This is a genomic window from Mesorhizobium loti CJ3sym, from assembly GCF_000472785.1.
GTDB classification, from domain to species: Bacteria; Pseudomonadota; Alphaproteobacteria; order Rhizobiales; family Rhizobiaceae; genus Mesorhizobium; species Mesorhizobium loti_E.
In genome coordinates this window covers 48235-64160 of record NZ_AXAL01000032.1, presented here as the reverse complement: position 1 = coordinate 64160, position 15926 = coordinate 48235, and the positions used below count along the sequence as shown (strand labels likewise).

General features: G+C 62.9%; 14 protein-coding genes and 2 pseudogenes. 8 read left to right on the top strand and 8 right to left on the bottom strand.

Annotated features, from left to right (window positions below):
* The coding region (locus A3A9_RS0131805; protein WP_027061622.1) for a transposase at window positions 1-206 on the bottom strand (206 nt) is incomplete at its 3' end.
* A gap of 218 nt (window positions 207-424) precedes the next feature.
* Entirely contained in the window at window positions 425-1042 is a 618-nt protein-coding gene (locus A3A9_RS0131800; RefSeq protein WP_027062223.1) for an outer membrane protein, read from the bottom strand.
* Window positions 1043-1501: 459 nt separating this feature from the next.
* Between A3A9_RS0131800 and A3A9_RS0131795 the strand changes: the two genes are divergently transcribed.
* The 3 genes from A3A9_RS0131795 to A3A9_RS0131785 all read left to right on the top strand — a co-directional run bounded on the left by A3A9_RS0131795 (window position 1502) and on the right by A3A9_RS0131785 (window position 3667).
* Window positions 1502-2440, top strand: coding sequence for a hypothetical protein (locus A3A9_RS0131795; protein WP_027062222.1), 939 nt, complete (start codon window positions 1502-1504; stop codon window positions 2438-2440).
* On the top strand, window positions 2437-3279 hold the full coding sequence (locus tag A3A9_RS39920; protein WP_051371322.1) for a hypothetical protein: 843 nt from the start codon (window positions 2437-2439) through the stop codon (window positions 3277-3279). Before A3A9_RS0131795 ends, A3A9_RS39920 begins: the two co-directional genes overlap by 4 nt.
* Before the next feature lie 124 nt (window positions 3280-3403).
* A complete protein-coding gene (locus A3A9_RS0131785) occupies window positions 3404-3667 on the top strand; it encodes a DUF6460 domain-containing protein (protein ID WP_027033076.1) in 264 nt (87 codons plus the stop codon).
* A gap of 4 nt (window positions 3668-3671) precedes the next feature.
* Here A3A9_RS0131785 and A3A9_RS0131780 read toward each other — a convergent pair whose 3' ends face one another.
* Window positions 3672-4574 (bottom strand): histone deacetylase family protein, encoded by a 903-nt coding sequence (locus A3A9_RS0131780; RefSeq protein WP_027062221.1) that lies wholly within the window; start codon window positions 4572-4574, stop codon window positions 3672-3674.
* Window positions 4575-4706: 132 nt separating this feature from the next.
* Between A3A9_RS0131780 and A3A9_RS0131775 the strand changes: the two genes are divergently transcribed.
* A complete protein-coding gene (locus tag A3A9_RS0131775; RefSeq protein ID WP_027062220.1) occupies window positions 4707-6047 on the top strand; it encodes an MATE family efflux transporter in 1341 nt (446 codons plus the stop codon).
* Here the strand turns inward: A3A9_RS0131775 and A3A9_RS0131770 are convergent.
* Together A3A9_RS0131770 and A3A9_RS0131765 are read right to left on the bottom strand one after the other, a co-directional pair.
* The gene (locus A3A9_RS0131770; protein WP_027062219.1) at window positions 6040-7119 is read right to left on the bottom strand and encodes a quinone-dependent dihydroorotate dehydrogenase; all 1080 of its coding nucleotides are present in this window, start codon (window positions 7117-7119) and stop codon (window positions 6040-6042) included. The two genes, A3A9_RS0131775 and A3A9_RS0131770, sit on opposite strands and share 8 nt — an antisense overlap.
* The gene (locus tag A3A9_RS0131765; protein WP_027062218.1) at window positions 7116-7466 is read right to left on the bottom strand and encodes a DUF952 domain-containing protein; all 351 of its coding nucleotides are present in this window, start codon (window positions 7464-7466) and stop codon (window positions 7116-7118) included. The genes A3A9_RS0131770 and A3A9_RS0131765 overlap by 4 nt, the downstream gene beginning before the upstream one ends.
* A gap of 163 nt (window positions 7467-7629) precedes the next feature.
* Here A3A9_RS0131765 and A3A9_RS0131760 point away from each other — a divergent pair, with 163 nt between their 5' ends.
* Window positions 7630-8064: a hypothetical protein gene (locus A3A9_RS0131760; RefSeq protein ID WP_027062217.1), complete on the top strand. Its 435-nt coding sequence runs from the start codon at window positions 7630-7632 to the stop codon at window positions 8062-8064.
* Between the two features lie 121 nt (window positions 8065-8185).
* Window positions 8186-8845, top strand: a complete 660-nt coding sequence (locus A3A9_RS0131755; RefSeq protein WP_027062216.1) for a response regulator — start codon at window positions 8186-8188, stop codon at window positions 8843-8845.
* A gap of 24 nt (window positions 8846-8869) precedes the next feature.
* On the opposite strand, the gene A3A9_RS39915 is transcribed toward A3A9_RS0131755, so the two are convergent.
* Entirely contained in the window at window positions 8870-10180 is a 1311-nt protein-coding gene (locus A3A9_RS39915; RefSeq protein WP_245279168.1) for an MDR family MFS transporter, read from the bottom strand.
* 252 nt (window positions 10181-10432) lie between these two features.
* Window positions 10433-11089: pseudogene (locus A3A9_RS41410) on the bottom strand (O-methyltransferase).
* Between the two features lie 94 nt (window positions 11090-11183).
* On the opposite strand from A3A9_RS41410, the pseudogene A3A9_RS41405 reads away from it, so the two are divergent.
* Window positions 11184-11625: pseudogene (locus A3A9_RS41405) on the top strand (hypothetical protein).
* A gap of 30 nt (window positions 11626-11655) precedes the next feature.
* Here A3A9_RS41405 and A3A9_RS0131735 read toward each other — a convergent pair.
* Complete coding sequence (locus tag A3A9_RS0131735; RefSeq protein ID WP_027062215.1) at window positions 11656-15144, bottom strand: PAS domain-containing hybrid sensor histidine kinase/response regulator; 3489 nt, start codon at window positions 15142-15144, stop codon at window positions 11656-11658.
* A 263-nt stretch (window positions 15145-15407) separates the two neighbouring features.
* Between A3A9_RS0131735 and mscL the strand changes: the two genes are divergently transcribed.
* Complete coding sequence (gene mscL / locus A3A9_RS0131730) at window positions 15408-15830, top strand: large conductance mechanosensitive channel protein MscL (RefSeq protein ID WP_027033086.1); 423 nt, start codon at window positions 15408-15410, stop codon at window positions 15828-15830.
* Window positions 15831-15926 lie beyond the last annotated feature (96 nt).

Below are 15926 nucleotides of genomic sequence, written 5' to 3'. Positions count from 1 at the left end.
CGGCTCCAGCGGATGAAGCGGTTGTAGATCGTCTTGTGGGGACCATACTCGCTGGGCGCGTCGCGCCACCGAAGGCCGTTCCTGATCACGAAGATGATGCCACTGACGATCCGCCGATCATCGACCCTGGGCACTCCGTGAGACAGCGGGAAATGCCGCTCGATCCGGCGCATCTGCGCCTCCGACAGCCAGATCAAATCACTCATTGCAGCGCCTCCTCGCACCGCCAATGAATCAGCCGTTTGCTGTCTCCGCAAGAACTTTAATAGGTCCTGACCCTAGATCGCGAAGATTGCATCGACATTGCAACGAAGCGCGCAAACGGGGCCGGCTGCGGAAAAAGGCCAGCCGTCTCTGGCACCGGCGCATACCGAAACGCTGGATTGCGCGAAGCCGGAGGGCATCGCGCAATTCAGCTCGTCCGTTAGAACCGGTAGTTGATGCCGGCCTTCAATTCATGGCTGCCGATCGTCGTCTTGGATGTGCCAAGCGCCGATGTCGTCTCGACGCCGGGGGTGCGGACATAGTCGTACTCGACCTTGGCCGACAGCCCGCCGGCAAAGCCCTGTTCGATGCCGGCGCCGAGGAGATAGCCGACCTTCCATCCGTCGGTGCTGCTGACGTTGTCACCCTTGTCGAACTTGGTCAGCGCAACACCGCCGGTTCCAAACAGCAGCGTCTGGTCGAAGCTCACGCCTGCCTTGGCCTTGGCGGCCCCGCGCCATTTTTCCTTGATCTTGCCGCCGCGGACATCGTGTTCGGCGCCGCCCAGATACGAGCCCTCGATCTCGGCACCGAGAACGGCAGGGCCCATCTGCTGGTTGTAGCCGGCCTGAACGCCGCCGCTGAAACCGTTTCGGTCGGCGAACGGATTGGGCATCTTCGTGAACGCCGTGCCGCCATGGACGCCGACATAGGCGCCGCTCCACTGGAAGGCGGGGGGATCATTGTACGTCGGTGAAAGGTCGGCGGCCATCGCCGGCCCGAGAAGGCACATGGCTAGGGTAGCCGCCGTCAGGACGATCTTTGCTTGAGAGGACACGAGCATTACTCCAACACAAACGCGCATCCGGCAAATCGGTACGCAGGTTAATTTCCGGGAGCCTGCCGTTGGGGCGGCCGGGCTCCGTTTCGGTGTCTTTCAGGGATGGCTGCACTGTCCTGACTGGCGTTCGCCAGTTGCGGGTAGGGGGTCAGGGCGCCGCGCAACCAGTCACCTGAAAGACGCCTGATGTCTCGCAGGTGAAAATTGCACGCACATTGCGCGAAATTCGAAAATGACGATTTTGTGCTTTATTTTCAATAAATTAAAACAATCTTGTTTACCTATATTTAACAAATCCGGACTTTCGGAAGCCCACGGCCTCGATCACTTGTTCGAGATATACGGCATCTCCAGTTGCCCGGCTCTCGCGCGGCAGCGTACAGAATCCGCGGGTAATTGACCTTCGGTTGGAGGTTTCAGTTTGCTGTGCCCAGGGCAATTCGGGGGAATTTGCTTTTGCGGGTCATCTATTTCCATTCCGACACGCATCCTTATGACAAGGCGATCTATCCCGGTGTCGGCCCAGCGTTCGCCAGGCCGTTGTCGTGGGAGGCCCGGCCGATCAGTCAGATCGGCCAAGGCGATTGCGAGGTCGCTATCGTCGACAATCGTCTCGAACCCGGCGATGTCGAGGTGCTCAAAAAGCATCTGGCGGTTCCCGCCAGCCGTAGGCCGCTGCTCTTCTTCCGGATCAGCGATCCGGACATGCCGGAGACGGCCAATCCCTGTGTCAGGTTCATCTTCGATTGCGCCGACCATCCCGGCGTCCACTATGCCACGACCTACGATCCCGAGGGACCCTTCCTGGCCTTCGTGAGGACGCTGAAAGTCTCTCGCGTCGTCCACTTGCCCTATCCCTACGATTCCTCGCGAGAGGTTGAGGTCCGCCTGGCTGGCCGCCGCCGCAAGATCTTCCTGTCGGGCAGCAATTCCAAAACCCTGTATCCGGTGCGCTATGCTTTGCGTCGCAAGCGTTCCCGGTTTCCCTGGTTGCGACCGTTCCTCTTCGACCTCAAGCATCCCGGATATCCGGAGGATGGAAAACCGCCGCGTCACGACATCACGCATGCGCGCTTCGTCGGCCTTGCCTCGCAGTTCACCCACTTCTTCCTCTGCGGGACGCTCCATAATGTCGAGCTGATGAAATATGTCGAATGCGCCTATGCCGGCTGTGTGCCGGTTGGCGTGCCCGCAAACTCGTTGAAGGCGACCGCGGGGCGGTATTTTCAGCCCTACACCGCGCGCGGGTTCGACCTTGCCAGGGATGTTTTCCAGGCAATGCCAGCCCTTGAGGAACGGGCGGCGGGCTACAGGGCCGCGATGCGCGAATTGAGATCGCCCGCCAGGATCATCCGCGATCTGACTGCCGAGATCAGGAGCATCGAGCGCCGGTGATCAGCATGGGCCCGGAACATCCAGAGGCACGGCCGGACGATCCAATCGAGCCCGTTGTCAACGCCGTGTGGATCGGCGCGTCCCTGGATGATCTTCATGCAGCCTGCCTGCGTTCCTTCGTGCTGGCGGGGCACCGGATGGTTCTCCATTGCTATGACATCCCACGCAATGTTCCGCCCGGTGTGGAAACCGTCGATGCCTCGAAACTGATGTCGAGGGACAGGATCGTCTACTACAAGTCGAATGGAAGCCCGTCGCTCTTTTCCAATCTTTACCGCTTGAAGATCCTGGAGGCCGGGTTGGGCCTGTATGTCGACTGCGACGTCTTTTGCATCAGGCCAATCCCGAAGCAGGACTATATTTTCGGCTACCAGACGAGCGACGAGCTTAATGGCGCCGTGCTGAAATTGCCTGCTGGCAGCAAAACACTGTCCGAGATGCTGAAGATCACAGAGGATCCCTATTACATCTTGCCGTGGCTCAACCGCTCAAAGGTGCGGCGTCACAGGCTCCGCAAATTGATCGGCCTGCCGATCCATATCTCCAACTACGGCTGGGGCAAGCTGGGTCCGGAGGCAATCACCTACTTTGCCCGCGAGGCAGGTACGCTTCATCACGCCGCGCCGATCGACGTCTTCTACCCGGTCAGCCATCATCAGGTCGCCTTGCTGGTCGATCCGCATCTCTCGCTTGCCGATATCGGAACGCCGCGCACCCTGTGCATCCATTTGTTCGATCATGCGCTCAGCCGGTGGGTGAAGGGCCGCGCGATTCCGGCGAGTTCGCCGATCGGCCAGATGCTGGAGCATTGCGGACTTCCCCAGGCTGCCGGGATGTAGCTGCAACCGCTGGATCGACGCACCGTGCCGCGTGCCTGGAACCGCTTGGCTTGATGGATCGCCACCAAGCACGTATCTCTGGGCCGTGCCCTTGAGTCTGGGCACCTGAATCTGGAGACAGGCCTTGTCCGCACTGACACGCTTTCTCGGCGACTCGCCGCTCAGGGTAATCCTGAAGCTGCTGGTGGTGTCGTTCCTCGTCGGCCTCGTCATGCATGCCTTCGGCTGGTCGCCGTGGGATGTGTTCTACGCGATCCAGAAATTCTTCATGGACCTTTGGAACCTGGGCTTCCACGCCATCGACCGTTTCCTCGGCTATATCCTGCTTGGTGCCGCGATCGTTGTCCCCGCCTTCATCCTGCTGAGACTTGCCAACTACCGAAAGTGATCTCTCAGGCGTAGTTCGAGGCGACCTCGAACAGGATGGCGTGGCGCGCGGCAAGGGCGGGCACGTCAGTGGAATACCCGCCGCCGATGACGCCGCAGACGGGAATGCCGATCGCGCGGAAATGATCGATCACCATCGTATCGCGGCCATGCAGCCCGTCATTGGAAAGCGCCAGCCTGCCGAGCCGGTCCTGCGCATGGACGTCGACGCCGGCATTGTAGAAGATGATATCCCAGCGCGCTTTGGCGGATAGGTCCGGCAGGATGGCCGCGAGCCTCTCGAGATAGGCGGCGTCGCCCGTGCCGTCGGGCAATGCAATGTCGAGATCGGAAGCGATCTTGCGCACGGGGTAGTTGCGGTCGCCGTGCATGGAGAAGGTGAACACGCGCTGATCACCGGCGAGGATGTCCGCGGTGCCGTCGCCCTGGTGCACGTCGAGATCGACGACCAGGATGTTTTGCGCCGCACCCTCTTCGAGCAGCACCAGCGAGGCGACAGCGACATCGTTGAAGGTGCAGAAGCCGGCACCTTGCGCGCGCCGCGCATGATGGCTGCCACCGGCGGTGTTGCAGGCAATGCCGTGTCGTAAGGCCAGCCGCGCCGCCAGCAGCGTGCCGCCGGCCGCAAGCTGTGCGCGCAGCGAAACGCGTGGGCCGACCGGAAAGCCGATCTCGCGTTCGATCTTTTCTGGTACCGAACAGCCGAGGACCTGATCGACATAATCGGCCGTATGGGCAAGCTTCAGCCATGAAGCCGGCGCCGGTTCAGCTGTGTTGAGCGCATCGGCTCCGGCCAGGCCGCGTGCGCGCAAGGCCTCCATCAGCAGCGGATACTTGCTCATCGGGAAGCGATGGTTGGTGGCGAAGCCGGCGTCGTAGTCGGGGTGGTGGACGATCTGCAGGGGCATGAACAGGATCCGGCGGCTTCGCGCCAGACCGGGATTTCGGTTGGCCGTCACGGGAAGAATGATTGCGCGGTGGCCGGAAAATGGGGCACATCGGCTCCTCGATCAAGCAGCAATCAGCAAGGCAGCAATCCCTTGGACAAGGGTGCAACCCCAGCCGACGCCAGATCTTTTGTCGTCACCAACCGTTCCGTGCTCGCCATAGCGGTGCCGATGACGCTCGCCTATCTGACGACGCCGATGCTTGGCCTGGTCGACACGGCTGTGATCGGCCAGTTTGGCGACGCCGCCTTGCTCGGCGGCCTGGCGGCGGGTGCGTTGATCTTTGACGTCGTCTTCGCCAGCTTCAATTTCTTGCGCTCTGGCACCACCGGTCTCGTCGCCCAGGCTTTCGGGCGTGGCGATGCGCTTGAGGAGCAGGCCGTGTTCTGGCGCGCCGTGCTCATTGCCATTGTCGCCGGCGTCGTGCTGGCGGCGCTTTCGCCACTGATCGCCGTCGGTGGCGAGTGGTTCATGGACGCCGGACCGCGCGTCAGCGAGGCGATGGGCATCTACATCAAGATCAGGCTGCTTGCCGCACCCTTCTCGCTGATCAACTATGCCATCCTCGGCTATGTCCTTGGGCGCGGCGAGGGCGGGCTCGGCCTCGTGCTGCAGCTGGTGCTCAACGGCATCAACATCGCGCTCTGCTTCCTGCTTGGCCTGAAGCTCGGCTGGGGCGTTGCCGGCGTCGCCTGGGCGACCGTCACTGGCGAGTTCCTAGCCATGCTGCTTGGCCTGGCTATCGTAATCCGTCGCTTCCGCGCAACGCCAGCCTTGCCACGCCATCGGCTACTCGACATATCAGCCTTCCTGCACATGCTTTCGCTTAACCGCGACATTATGATCCGTTCCTTCTCGCTGCTCGCCGCCTTCGCGCTGTTCACGCGCGAGGGCGCACAGTTCGGCACCGTGACGCTGGCCGCCAATGCGGTCCTGATGAATTTCTTCCTTGTCGCCGGCTATTTCCTCGATGGTTTTGCCACTGCCGCCGAGCAGCTTGTCGGCCGGGCCGTCGGCGCACGCGCCGAGCATCCCTTCCGTCAGGCGGTGCGGCTGACCCTGTTCTGGGGATTTGGACTGGCGGGCGCCGCAACGCTGGTGCTGCTCGTGGCCGGTGCCAATCTGGTCGCCGTCGTCACGACCTCGCAGGAGGTGCGCTTGGTCGCCGACATCTATTTGCCCTGGGCGGCATTCACCGCGTTGAGTGGCGTGCTGGCGTTCCAGATGGATGGTGTCTTCATCGGCGCGACCTGGTCGCGCGACATGCGCAACATGATGCTGCTGTCGTTCCTGGTCTTCGCCTTCGCGCTACTGACGCTTGCGCCGGCCTTCGGCAATCACGGCCTGTGGGCGGCGCTGCACGTGTTCCTGCTGGCGCGCGGCTTCAGCCTGCTGGCGATTCTGCGGCTGCGGATGCGCACGGCGTTCAGCTGAGCGGCTTCGACGCCCACTGGTCAAGACGGCTGTCGCGCAACGCGCGAATGGACTTCAACCGTTCCGTCTCGCAAAAGCGAGCCATCCCGGCGACGATGCGGCCCGGCAGCGCCGGTCCGGCATAGATCATGCTGGTGTAGAGCTGGACGAGATCGGCACCCGCACGGATCTTCTCCAGCGCGGTCTCGGCGGAATCGACTCCGCCGACGCCGATGACAGCCATATCCGGACCAAGCAGCTTGCGCATCTTGGCCAGCACGATGGTCGAGCGTTCGAACAGCGGTTTTCCCGAAAGCCCGCCGGTCTCGCCGGCGGTGCCAGTGCTGCGCAATGCCGGCCGCGAGATGGTGGTGTTGGAGACGATGACACCCTCGATCCGTTTTTCAACGACCTCGGCGGCGATGTCCTCCAGCTCGGCCTCGACCAGATCTGGCGCGATTTTCAGGAAGACCGGCGGCTGGGCGGTTGCCGCGGCGCGTGCGGCCATGACCCGGGACAGGAGTTCGCCGAGCTGCTCGCGCGCCTGCATGTTGCGCAGGCCGGGCGTGTTGGGCGAGGAGATGTTCACGGTCAGGTAGCTTGCATAAGCAGCAAAACGGGTAACGCCGCGCTCATAGTCGCTGACGCGGTCGGAGCTGTCCTTGTTGGCGCCGATGTTGACGCCGACAATACCAGGGCGCCCCTTGCGGGCGGCAAGGCGTTTTTCGGCCGCCGCGTGGCCTTCATTGTTGAAGCCCAGCCGGTTGATCACCGCCTCGTCCGCCGTCAGCCGGAAGATGCGCGGCTTCGGATTGCCGGCCTGCGGCAGCGGCGTGACCGTACCGACCTCGGCAAAGCCGAAGCCAAGACCAAGCAGCGCGTCGGGCACCTCGGCATTCTTGTCGTAGCCGGCCGCCATGCCGAGCGGGTTGGGGAAATCGATCCCGCAAAGGCTGACGTTCAATCTGACGTCACGCACCGTCCGCGCGCCGACCGGCAGGCCGCAGCGCAGCGCCGCGATCGACATGCCGTGCGCGGTTTCCGGATCAAATGTGAACAGCAGTTTTTGGCCAAGCCGGTCGAGCACGCTCATTGCCCCTCCAGCGCCGGGAACTGGTGTACGCCGTCGGCGCCAAGCGGCAACGACTTGACCCACACTACGTCTTTCAACTCCAGCACGCCGTAAAGATGCGGAAACAGCGCGCCGCCGCGTGAAACCTCGTATTTCAGGGCAGGCCCCAGGCTGGCGCCGTCGATAGCGACCAGCAGGAGGTCGCTCTGGCCGGCAAAATGTTTTGCCGCCGTTTCCCTGGCCTGCGCCGCCGTCGAGAAATGGATGAAGCCGTCGGCGATGTCGATCGGCGCACCGGTGAAGCGGCCATTGGCTTCGGCCTCGCGCCAAAGCGCTTGCGGGGTTATCTTGTAGATAAACTGAGACATGGGTGCGCTATAGAGCAATTCCAGGAAAAGTGTGAAACGGTTTTCCGTCCGGAATTGCGTCAAAAAGGTTCCGAACCAGTCGTGCGGGGAAGGCCATGCCAAGGGTCTTTCCCATTTCCGGCGCAAACATGCGATATTTCAGGCCTTGGCCATGGAGGACAATATGCGTCTGCAACACATCTTGATCCCCGCCGCACTGGTTTCGCTGGTCGCGGCGTCAGCCTATTCGGAAGAAACCGACCGCTACCGGCTGGAAAAATCCGCCAATGGCTATGTCCGCCTGGATACGCAGACCGGTGCGATGTCGATCTGCGAGGAACGCTCCGGCCAACTCGTCTGCAAGATGGCGGCCGACGAACGCGCCGCTTACCAGGACGAAATCGACCGGCTGCAGACCTCGATGAAAGCAATGGACGAGCGCGTCACCAAGCTCGAGAATTCGCTCTCCGCCCGCCTCGAATCGAAACTGCCGAGCGAGGAGGATTTCGACAAGACGATGAGCTACATGGAACGCTTCCTGAAGGGCTTCATAGGCATCGTCAAGGATATGGACAAGGACAATGGCGACGGCGCCAAGCTCAACTCGCAGAAGACCTGAGCTGGCAAAGGTAGGGAAAACGCGGCGCGCTGGTTTTGCCGCTTGAAAACAGCGCGCGGCCCCTCATAATCGTCCGACTGATCCCGCAAAAAGCAGTAAATCGGGGATTCGGGAGGAAAATTTGCCGTCAGGCTATACTTTCGTCATCGCCGACGATCACCCGCTGTTTCGCGGCGCGCTGCGCGAGGCGCTTGCCGGCATCGGCAATGTCGCCGTCATCCACGAGGCCGGCGATTTCGATACCGCCAAGGCGCTGGTCGTGGCCAACGAAGATGTCGATCTGGTGCTGCTCGACCTGTCGATGCCGGGCGCCAGCGGCCTCTCCGGCCTGATCTCGCTGCGCGGCATCCATCCGGCGGTGCCGCTGGTCGTGGTTTCCGCGCATGACGATCCGGCGACTATCAGGCGCGCGCTCGATCTCGGCGCGTCCGGCTTCATCTCCAAATCGGCCAGCATGGAGGAGATCCGCAACGCCGTGCAGTCGGTGCTTGCTGGCGATATCGCTGCACCCATCGGCGTTGACCTCGGCGTCGAACGCGATCCCGAAATATCGGACCTGATCAAGCGGCTGCGCGCCCTAACGCCACAGCAGACCCGCGTGCTCGGCATGCTGGCAGAAGGCCTGCTCAACAAGCAGATCGCCTATGAACTCGGCGTCTCCGAGGCGACGATCAAGGCGCATGTTTCGGCCATCCTGCAGAAGCTTGGCGTCGATAGCCGCACCCAGGCGGTGATCCTCTTGTCCAAGATCGGCAGCGACCCGCTACAGCCAGCGCACTGAGTGCCGGAACCCTGGCGCTCACCTCTATTCAGCTGCCGGATTTGGCAACCCACGCTGAGATGGCTCTTCCGTCTCGATTGCTTCGGCACTCCGATCCTGTCGGGTTTCGCTTGCAGGTCGCCGCGCTCGGCCGATCGCGGCACCGAGGCCCAGCGATGCGATCGCCACCAGCGGAATGCCGGCGATCCAGGGCAGGCGCGGTGCCAGCGCGTAAAGCGCGGTGCCGATTGAGGGCCCAAGCGAGTCCTTGAGGTCGACCGCCACCGATGACGCCGCCATGTAGGAGGCGCGTCGTGCCGGAGGCGCCAGCGCGTTGACGGCGGTCGGCACCAGCGGCCCGACCAGCATCTGGGCGATCGAGCACAGGCTGACGGCGCCGATGAGCGCCAACATCGCCGGCGAGGCGGCCAGCAGCGCAAAGGCGAGTATCGTAGCCAGGCCGGCACCGACCGTCAGCCACAGGGCCGACCGCGCCTCGACCATCCGGCTGACCAGCATCTGCAGGCCGACCATCAAGGCGGCGGCGTAGGCGAACAGGACGCCAACGCCTGAAGCTGTCAGCGTTCCGGCGTCATGCGCATAGAGCGGGATCACCGCCTCGATCCAGTTGCCGGCGACCTCGAACAGCACGACCCAGAGCAGGAGCTTGGCCAACCGGCCGTCGCGGAACGCCGGCAGCAGCGCGGACAAGCCTTCCGCCTCCTCTTCATCGGCCTCGCCGCCGTGGCGATCGTCGCCGGTGGCGCGGCCGATCCCAATAGTCTCGTTCAGGACGAAAAGCATCACGATCCCGCCCAGCACAAGCATCGTTCCGCCGGCGAGAAACACGCTGCGCAGCGACAGCAGCGCCAGCAGGGCGCCGCAGGCCGGTCCGAGGATCTGCCCCGCACTCGAACTCACATGCGCCATGCTGAACCAGCGGGGATGGGTGGATGGCGCCGTCACATCGCCGATGACGGTCAGGATCGTCGGATGAAGCACCGACTCGCACATGCCGGTCAAAAGCAGCACGATCGCGGTAACAACAACGCCGTGCACGAAGAACAGGGCCAGGAAGCCGGCACCGACGCCGAGCGACGAGGCGATCAGCACCGGCCGCCGGCCGACCCGGTCGGCGATGCCGCCGATCAGCGGCGCCGCCAGGAGTTCGCCGCCGGCATAACAGCCGAACAGCAGGCCGATCGCGCCGACAGGGATGTTCGCCTCGCTGCTCGCCCAGAGCGGAAAGAAAGGCACGAGTGCGCCATCGGCGAAACCCGCACAGAAGAAGAGCAGAAGCCCCAGCAGAGCCGGGCGCGGGGCGGCCCGCCAGGAGGAAAAAAGCGTGTTGATCATGACGTCACCTGCGCATGGAGGCCCGATTTTCGTAGAAGGCCCAGAGATTGCGCGTTGGTTGACGTAAACGCCTACGGCCGCCCCAGAGTAGGATGATTGCAGGTCGAATCGACCTGCAATCTGAATCCGCCTCTAGATCAAAGGGATAGAGCATGATGTCGTCCGAAAACCGCTTCACACTTTTCGGCATCATGCTCTGGCGACATGGTGGTTTGAGCCGCGTGGTTGAACCTTATGCGGCTATGAGACCGTTCAGCCGAGCCGCACGGACAGTTCGACGTCCTCGCCGAACGGCGTGGAGATGTAACCCGATGCCGGCGAGCGCACCCGTTCCAGATATTCGGGCGAGAAATCAGCATTGTCGGCGATGACCAGCGCGCCTGGCCTCAAGCGACCCTCGACCAGGCTGAGGATCTCCGGGTAGATCGCCTTGGCACCGTCGAGCAGCAACAGGTCGATCGTCTCCGGCAGGTCGGCGCTCAGCGTCTGCAGCGCGTCACCCTCGCGAACCTCGACCAGGTCGATGAGGCCGCCCTCGGTCAAATTGGCCTTGGCCCGCATCACCTTGGACGGCTCGAACTCGGTGGTGATCAGGCGGCCGCCGCCATTGTCCCTGAGCGCTGCGGCAAGATAGAGCGTCGAGATGCCGAACGAGGTGCCGAACTCGATGATGATGCGCGCGCCGCTGCTGCGCGGCAGCATGTAGAGCAGAGTGCCGGTCTCCGGCGAGATCGCGAGCCAGAGATCCTTCAGCCGTCCGTAGAAATCGACATATTCGGTCTTGCTGTTGAGCAGGCGTGCCCGCCCTTCGTGCTAGAGCTCGGCCACTGCAGGACTGGTCGCGGCATTAGCTTCCTTGAACAGACGGGCCAGCAGGGGCGCCAGCGGGGCGTTGGTCAGCGTCGTCATGAAAGTCTCCGATCGGAAAGGGCTGCGTTCTTGTGTTGTGCTGAAAAATACGAATAATCCTTCAGGTTTCCAATTCGCATTGCCGAGCCGAGACATGGCGGAACGCTCAAACCCTTCGATTTCCACGAGAAAACAGCCAAAACAGGCCCGCGCCACGGGCCTTGTTGCGGCGATTTTGGAGGCTGCTGTTCAGGTTTTGGCGAGCGAAGGCGCGCAGCGTTTCACCACCACGCGCGTGCGAAGAGGCTGCCGTGCGGGTGGCACTCAACGACGCCGCCCCTCTCTATCGCGACGCACCCGAGGCGCATCAGGCGAGGGCCTCGGGAGAGCGCACCGTTCAGATATTCCTGCGGCAGGCGCTGCCCGAAGCTTCGGAAGCCGTCCGTGCCCTGGCGGGCGATCTGATCACAACCACGCTTAGCGCGGTGGGAAAGGATTTTTCGGGAAGTCCGCGAACACCAGCCGAGATCGAAACCTTTGCCGACGCGATGGCCGATATGTTCTGCGCTTACCTTGAAAGCCTTGGAAATCGCTGAGCCAAGAGCAGGGCCTGGGTCTTGGCGACCTTATTCTGCGGCCGATACCAGCGGCCGGACCCTGGCCATCATTGAGCGCAGCACCGCCGGCTTCAGCGGCTTGTTGATCACCGGAATCTCAAGCCCGCCTGCCGCCGCTCGCACCTCGTTGGAGCGGTCGGCGGTGACCAGCACGGCCGGCAGGTGGTCGCCATGGATGGCACGCAGCCGGGCGATGATGTCGAGACCGGTTTCGCCGTCGAGATGGTAGTCAGCAAGCACGATATCGGGGCGCTGTATCACGGCCCGCTCCAGATCCCTTGAGCCGGACACCGTGTCGACCTTGCATCCCCAGCCTTCGAGCAACAGCCGCATGCCTTCGAGGATGCGGGCGTCGTTGTCGATGCAGAGCACATTGAGCCCGGCCAGCGAAGCCGCGGCCCGGGCAGGAGCCTTGGTTTCGACCTCGCGTCGCGGCTCCTGTACCGCCGCGACGGGCAGGATGACGGAAAAGCGCGTACCCTTGCCCGGATTGGAGAAAATACGGATCTCCAGGCGCAGCACCCTGGCGATGCGGTCGACGATCGAGAGGCCGAGACCGAGGCCTTCGGCTTCGCGCGCGCCTTCGTCGAGCCGGGTGAACTCATGGAAGACGGTGTTCAGCTTGTCGCCGGCAATACCGATGCCGGTGTCGATCACCTGGATTTCCGCCAGTTCCCCGCGCCGCCGAACGCCGACCAGGATGCGGCCGTGCCGCGTGTATTTGATGGCGTTGGAAACGAGGTTCTGGATCAGGCGGCGCAACAGATTGCGGTCGGTCATCACTGTCAGCGACGACGGCATGATCGTCAGGCCGAGCTTCTTCTCCGCCGCCATCGGCCGAAAATCATTGCCGATCTGGCGCAGCAATCCGTCGAGGTTGAAGGCGGTATCGTCCGGCTTCATCGCGCCGGCATCGAGGCGCGAGATGTCGAGCACGGCGCCGAGGATGGTCTCGACCGATTCCAGCGAGGATTCGATGTTAACCGCGGCCTTGCCGGCCGGGCCCTTGCCGGCCTTCTCGATCAGCGAGGAGCAGTAGAGCCGGGCGGCGTTCAGCGGCTGCAGGATGTCGTGGCCGGCGGAGGCGAGGAAGCGAGTCTTGCCGAGATTGGCCTCTTCGGCCAGCATCTGCGCCTGCGCCAGCTCCTCATTGACCCGGGTCAACTCGATGGTGCGCGTCTTGACCCTCTGCTCCAGCGATTCATTGGCGCGTTTCAGCGCGAGATCCTGTTCGACGCGTCCGGAAATGTCGGCATAGGTGGCAACGATGCCGCCATCCGGCATCGGATTGGAGCGCAGCTCCAGGATGCGGCCGCTGGTCTTCAGCTCCATCTGCCAGGGGCTGACGAAGCTGGTCAGCCGGTTGAGCATCGCCACGCGCTGGTCGGCGGGGATGTCACCGCGCTCGGCGAGATGGCGCAGGATCTGGTCGAGCGAGACACCGACCTGGCCCATCTCGTCGGGCAGGTCGAACAGCGCCCGGTATTGGCGGTTCCAGCAGATCAGGCGGAAATCGCGGTCGAAGACGGTGATGCCTTGCTCCATCTGGTCGAGCGCGATCTGCAAGAGGTCGCGATTGTGCTGCAGCGCCTCGGTGGCGTCGTCGAGCAGACGGAAGGCATCGCGGGATTCACGGTCATGGCGGCGAAACAGCAGCGACAGGATCAGCCTTGCCGAGGAGGAGCCGACGGCGCTGGCCAAAAGCTGCTCGGAAAAGCGGATGACATCCATGCTCGCCTGCTCCTTGCCGTGCAGCGAGGTGCCGTTGGTCTTCTCGAACGACTGGAAGGAGCGCTCGGTGCGCTCGACGCCCAGGTAGCGCCCGATGGTGTCCTTGAGGTCGTTGACGGTGATGGCGGTGCGGAAGCGGCGCAGGCTCGGCATCGGGCCCGCATCCCTGGGCACGAAGATCGAAGCCTGGATGCGCTCCAGCGGCACCGACGCGCGTGACAGCGAGCCAAGGGCGAAAAACAGCGTGTTGATCGACAGGCTCCACAACACGCCGTGGTTCAGCGGTTCGGCCACCGTGCCGAACAACGCCTGCGGCCGCAGCGCCTCGAAGCCGAACAGCCCATGCACGACGATGTCGATGTCGGGCGCGACAAGCGACGGAAGAAGCAGCGTGTAGCCCCAGACGATGATGCCGGCGACCATACCGAGTGCGGCGCCCCGGCCGTTGGCGCCGCGCCAGATCAGCCCGCCGACCAGCGCCGGCGCGAATTGGGCGATGGCCGCGAACGACATCAGGCCGATCGATGAAAGGCGCGCTGAGTTGGTACTCTCGCGGTAGTAGAGGAAGGCGATGAACAACAGGATGAAGATCGCCCCGCGCCGCACATTAAGGATCAGCGTCGACCAGTCCTCGTTCTCGGAGGTCGAGGTCTTGAGCAGGCGACGCACGAACAGCGGAATGACGAGGTCGTTGGAGATCATGATCGACAGCGCCACGCTTTCGACGATCACCATGGCTGTTGCCGCCGACAGCCCGCCGATGAAGGCGGCCATAGCCAAAAAATCATGGCCGCTGAACAGGGGCAGCGACAGCACATAGAGATCGCTGCTGGTCCCGGTGCCGACCAGCGATAGGCCGGCGAAGGCGATCGGCAGCACGAACAGGTTGATCGCCACCAGGTAGAGCGGAAACACCCAGGTCGCGGTGCGCAACTCGGCTTCGCCGCGATTCTCGACGATGGTGACGTAGAACTGCCGCGGCAGCATGATGATGGCACAGCCGCTGAGGCCCGTCAGCACCAGCCAGGTGGCAAGCGAAGTGTTGTAGCCCATCGCCTGCCGCACCTGCCCATTCTGCGCCAGCTTTGCGAACATGTCGCCCGGACCGCCGAAGATCAGGAAGGTGACCATCAGGCCGATCGCCAGGAAGGCGGCGAGCTTGACCACCGTCTCGACCGCCACCGCCAGCACCAGCCCGTCCTGGTGTTCGGTGGCGTCGGCATGGCGGGTGCCGAACAGCACGGCAAACAGCGCCAGCAGCATGGCGACGACCAGCGAGATGTCGCTGACGAACGGATCGAAGGAGGGAGGCGATCCTGTATAATGCTCGACCATCAGGCTGACCGAACCCGAGATCGCCTTCAGTTGCAGCGCGATATAGGGCACTGCCCCGATCGTGGCGATCAGCGTGGCGATCGCGGCGACGGTGAAGCTTTTGCCGTAGCGCGCACCGAGGAAGTCGGCAATCGAGGTGATCTTCTCGGTCTTGGCCAGCCGCACGATGCGGTTGAGCAGCGGAAAACCGAACACGAACACCAGCACCGGGCCGGTATAGATGCCGAGGAATTCGAGGCCGCGTTCGGACGAGAGACCGACCGAGCCGAAAAAGGTCCACGAGGTGCAGTAGATGGCCAGACTGAGCGCATAGATGAACGGTCGTGCCCGGCCCGGCCCTGAAATGGCCGAACGGCGGTCGCCCAGGCTGGCGATGGCGAACAGCAGCGTCACATAGGCGATCGCAATGATGACGATGAACAAGCCCTGCACGCCTGGCATTTCCTCCTTTGCCGTCTTTCCATCCGGCTTGTCCGGACGCAATCACAGCTTGGCGCTGGAGTCCATTGCGGCTTTGGCAGCATGACCGCAGGTGTAAGATTCAGGAGAAAGGTCAAGTTGCCGTAACGGAAGGAGAAAGCAGTTGTTTTCTCCTTTTTGCCGATGTTGCAACCGCAGGTTTTTGTTATGTTGCCTTCAGGTCGATGCCGCAAGGACGGAGCGGCAGCACGGCCGGCCATGACAAGGAGGGTCGAATGCTGAAAGAATTCCAGGAATTCATTTCCAAAGGCAATGTGATGGACCTTGCGGTCGGCGTCATCATCGGCGCTTCCTTTGGCACTATCGTCAAGTCGCTGGTCGACGACGTCATCATGCCGATCGTCGGTGCGATTTTCGGCGGACTGGATTTCAACAATTATTTCCTGCCTCTGTCCTTGGACAACAAAGCCGCGACGCTGGCTGATGCCAAGGCGCACGGCGCCGTGCTCGCCTACGGCAGCTTCATCACCGCGGTCCTGAACTTCATCATCCTCGCCTTCATCATCTTCCTGATGGTCAAGGCCGTGAACAATCTGCGCAAGAGGCTCGAGCGCGAGAAGCCTGCGGCCCCCGCAGCGCCGCCGCCTGCCGATGTAGCGCTGCTCACCGAAATCCGCGATCTGCTCGCAAAGCGGTAATTCAGCCAGGTATTGCTGGACCAAAACCCCGGCCGTTCGCGGCCGGGGTTTTCTGTTCAAGCATCTGGTAAAGAGCGGCTACCCTAAATCAAAAAC

Bases quoted from the DNA above. Each gene is read 5' to 3' on its own strand.
- A3A9_RS0131780 (WP_027062221.1), bottom strand. From the start codon at position 4,574: ATGCCCCTGCAGATCGTCCACCACCCCGACTACGACGCCGGCTTCGCC.
- A3A9_RS0131770 (WP_027062219.1), bottom strand. From the start codon at position 7,119: ATGAGCGTGCTCGACCGGCTTGGCCAAAAACTGCTGTTCACATTTGAT.
- A3A9_RS0131765 (WP_027062218.1), bottom strand. From the start codon at position 7,466: ATGTCTCAGTTTATCTACAAGATAACCCCGCAAGCGCTTTGGCGCGAG.
- A3A9_RS0131760 (WP_027062217.1), top strand. From the start codon at position 7,630: ATGCGTCTGCAACACATCTTGATCCCCGCCGCACTGGTTTCGCTGGTC.
- A3A9_RS39915 (WP_245279168.1), bottom strand. From the start codon at position 10,180: ATGATCAACACGCTTTTTTCCTCCTGGCGGGCCGCCCCGCGCCCGGCT.
- mscL (WP_027033086.1), top strand. From the start codon at position 15,408: ATGCTGAAAGAATTCCAGGAATTCATTTCCAAAGGCAATGTGATGGAC.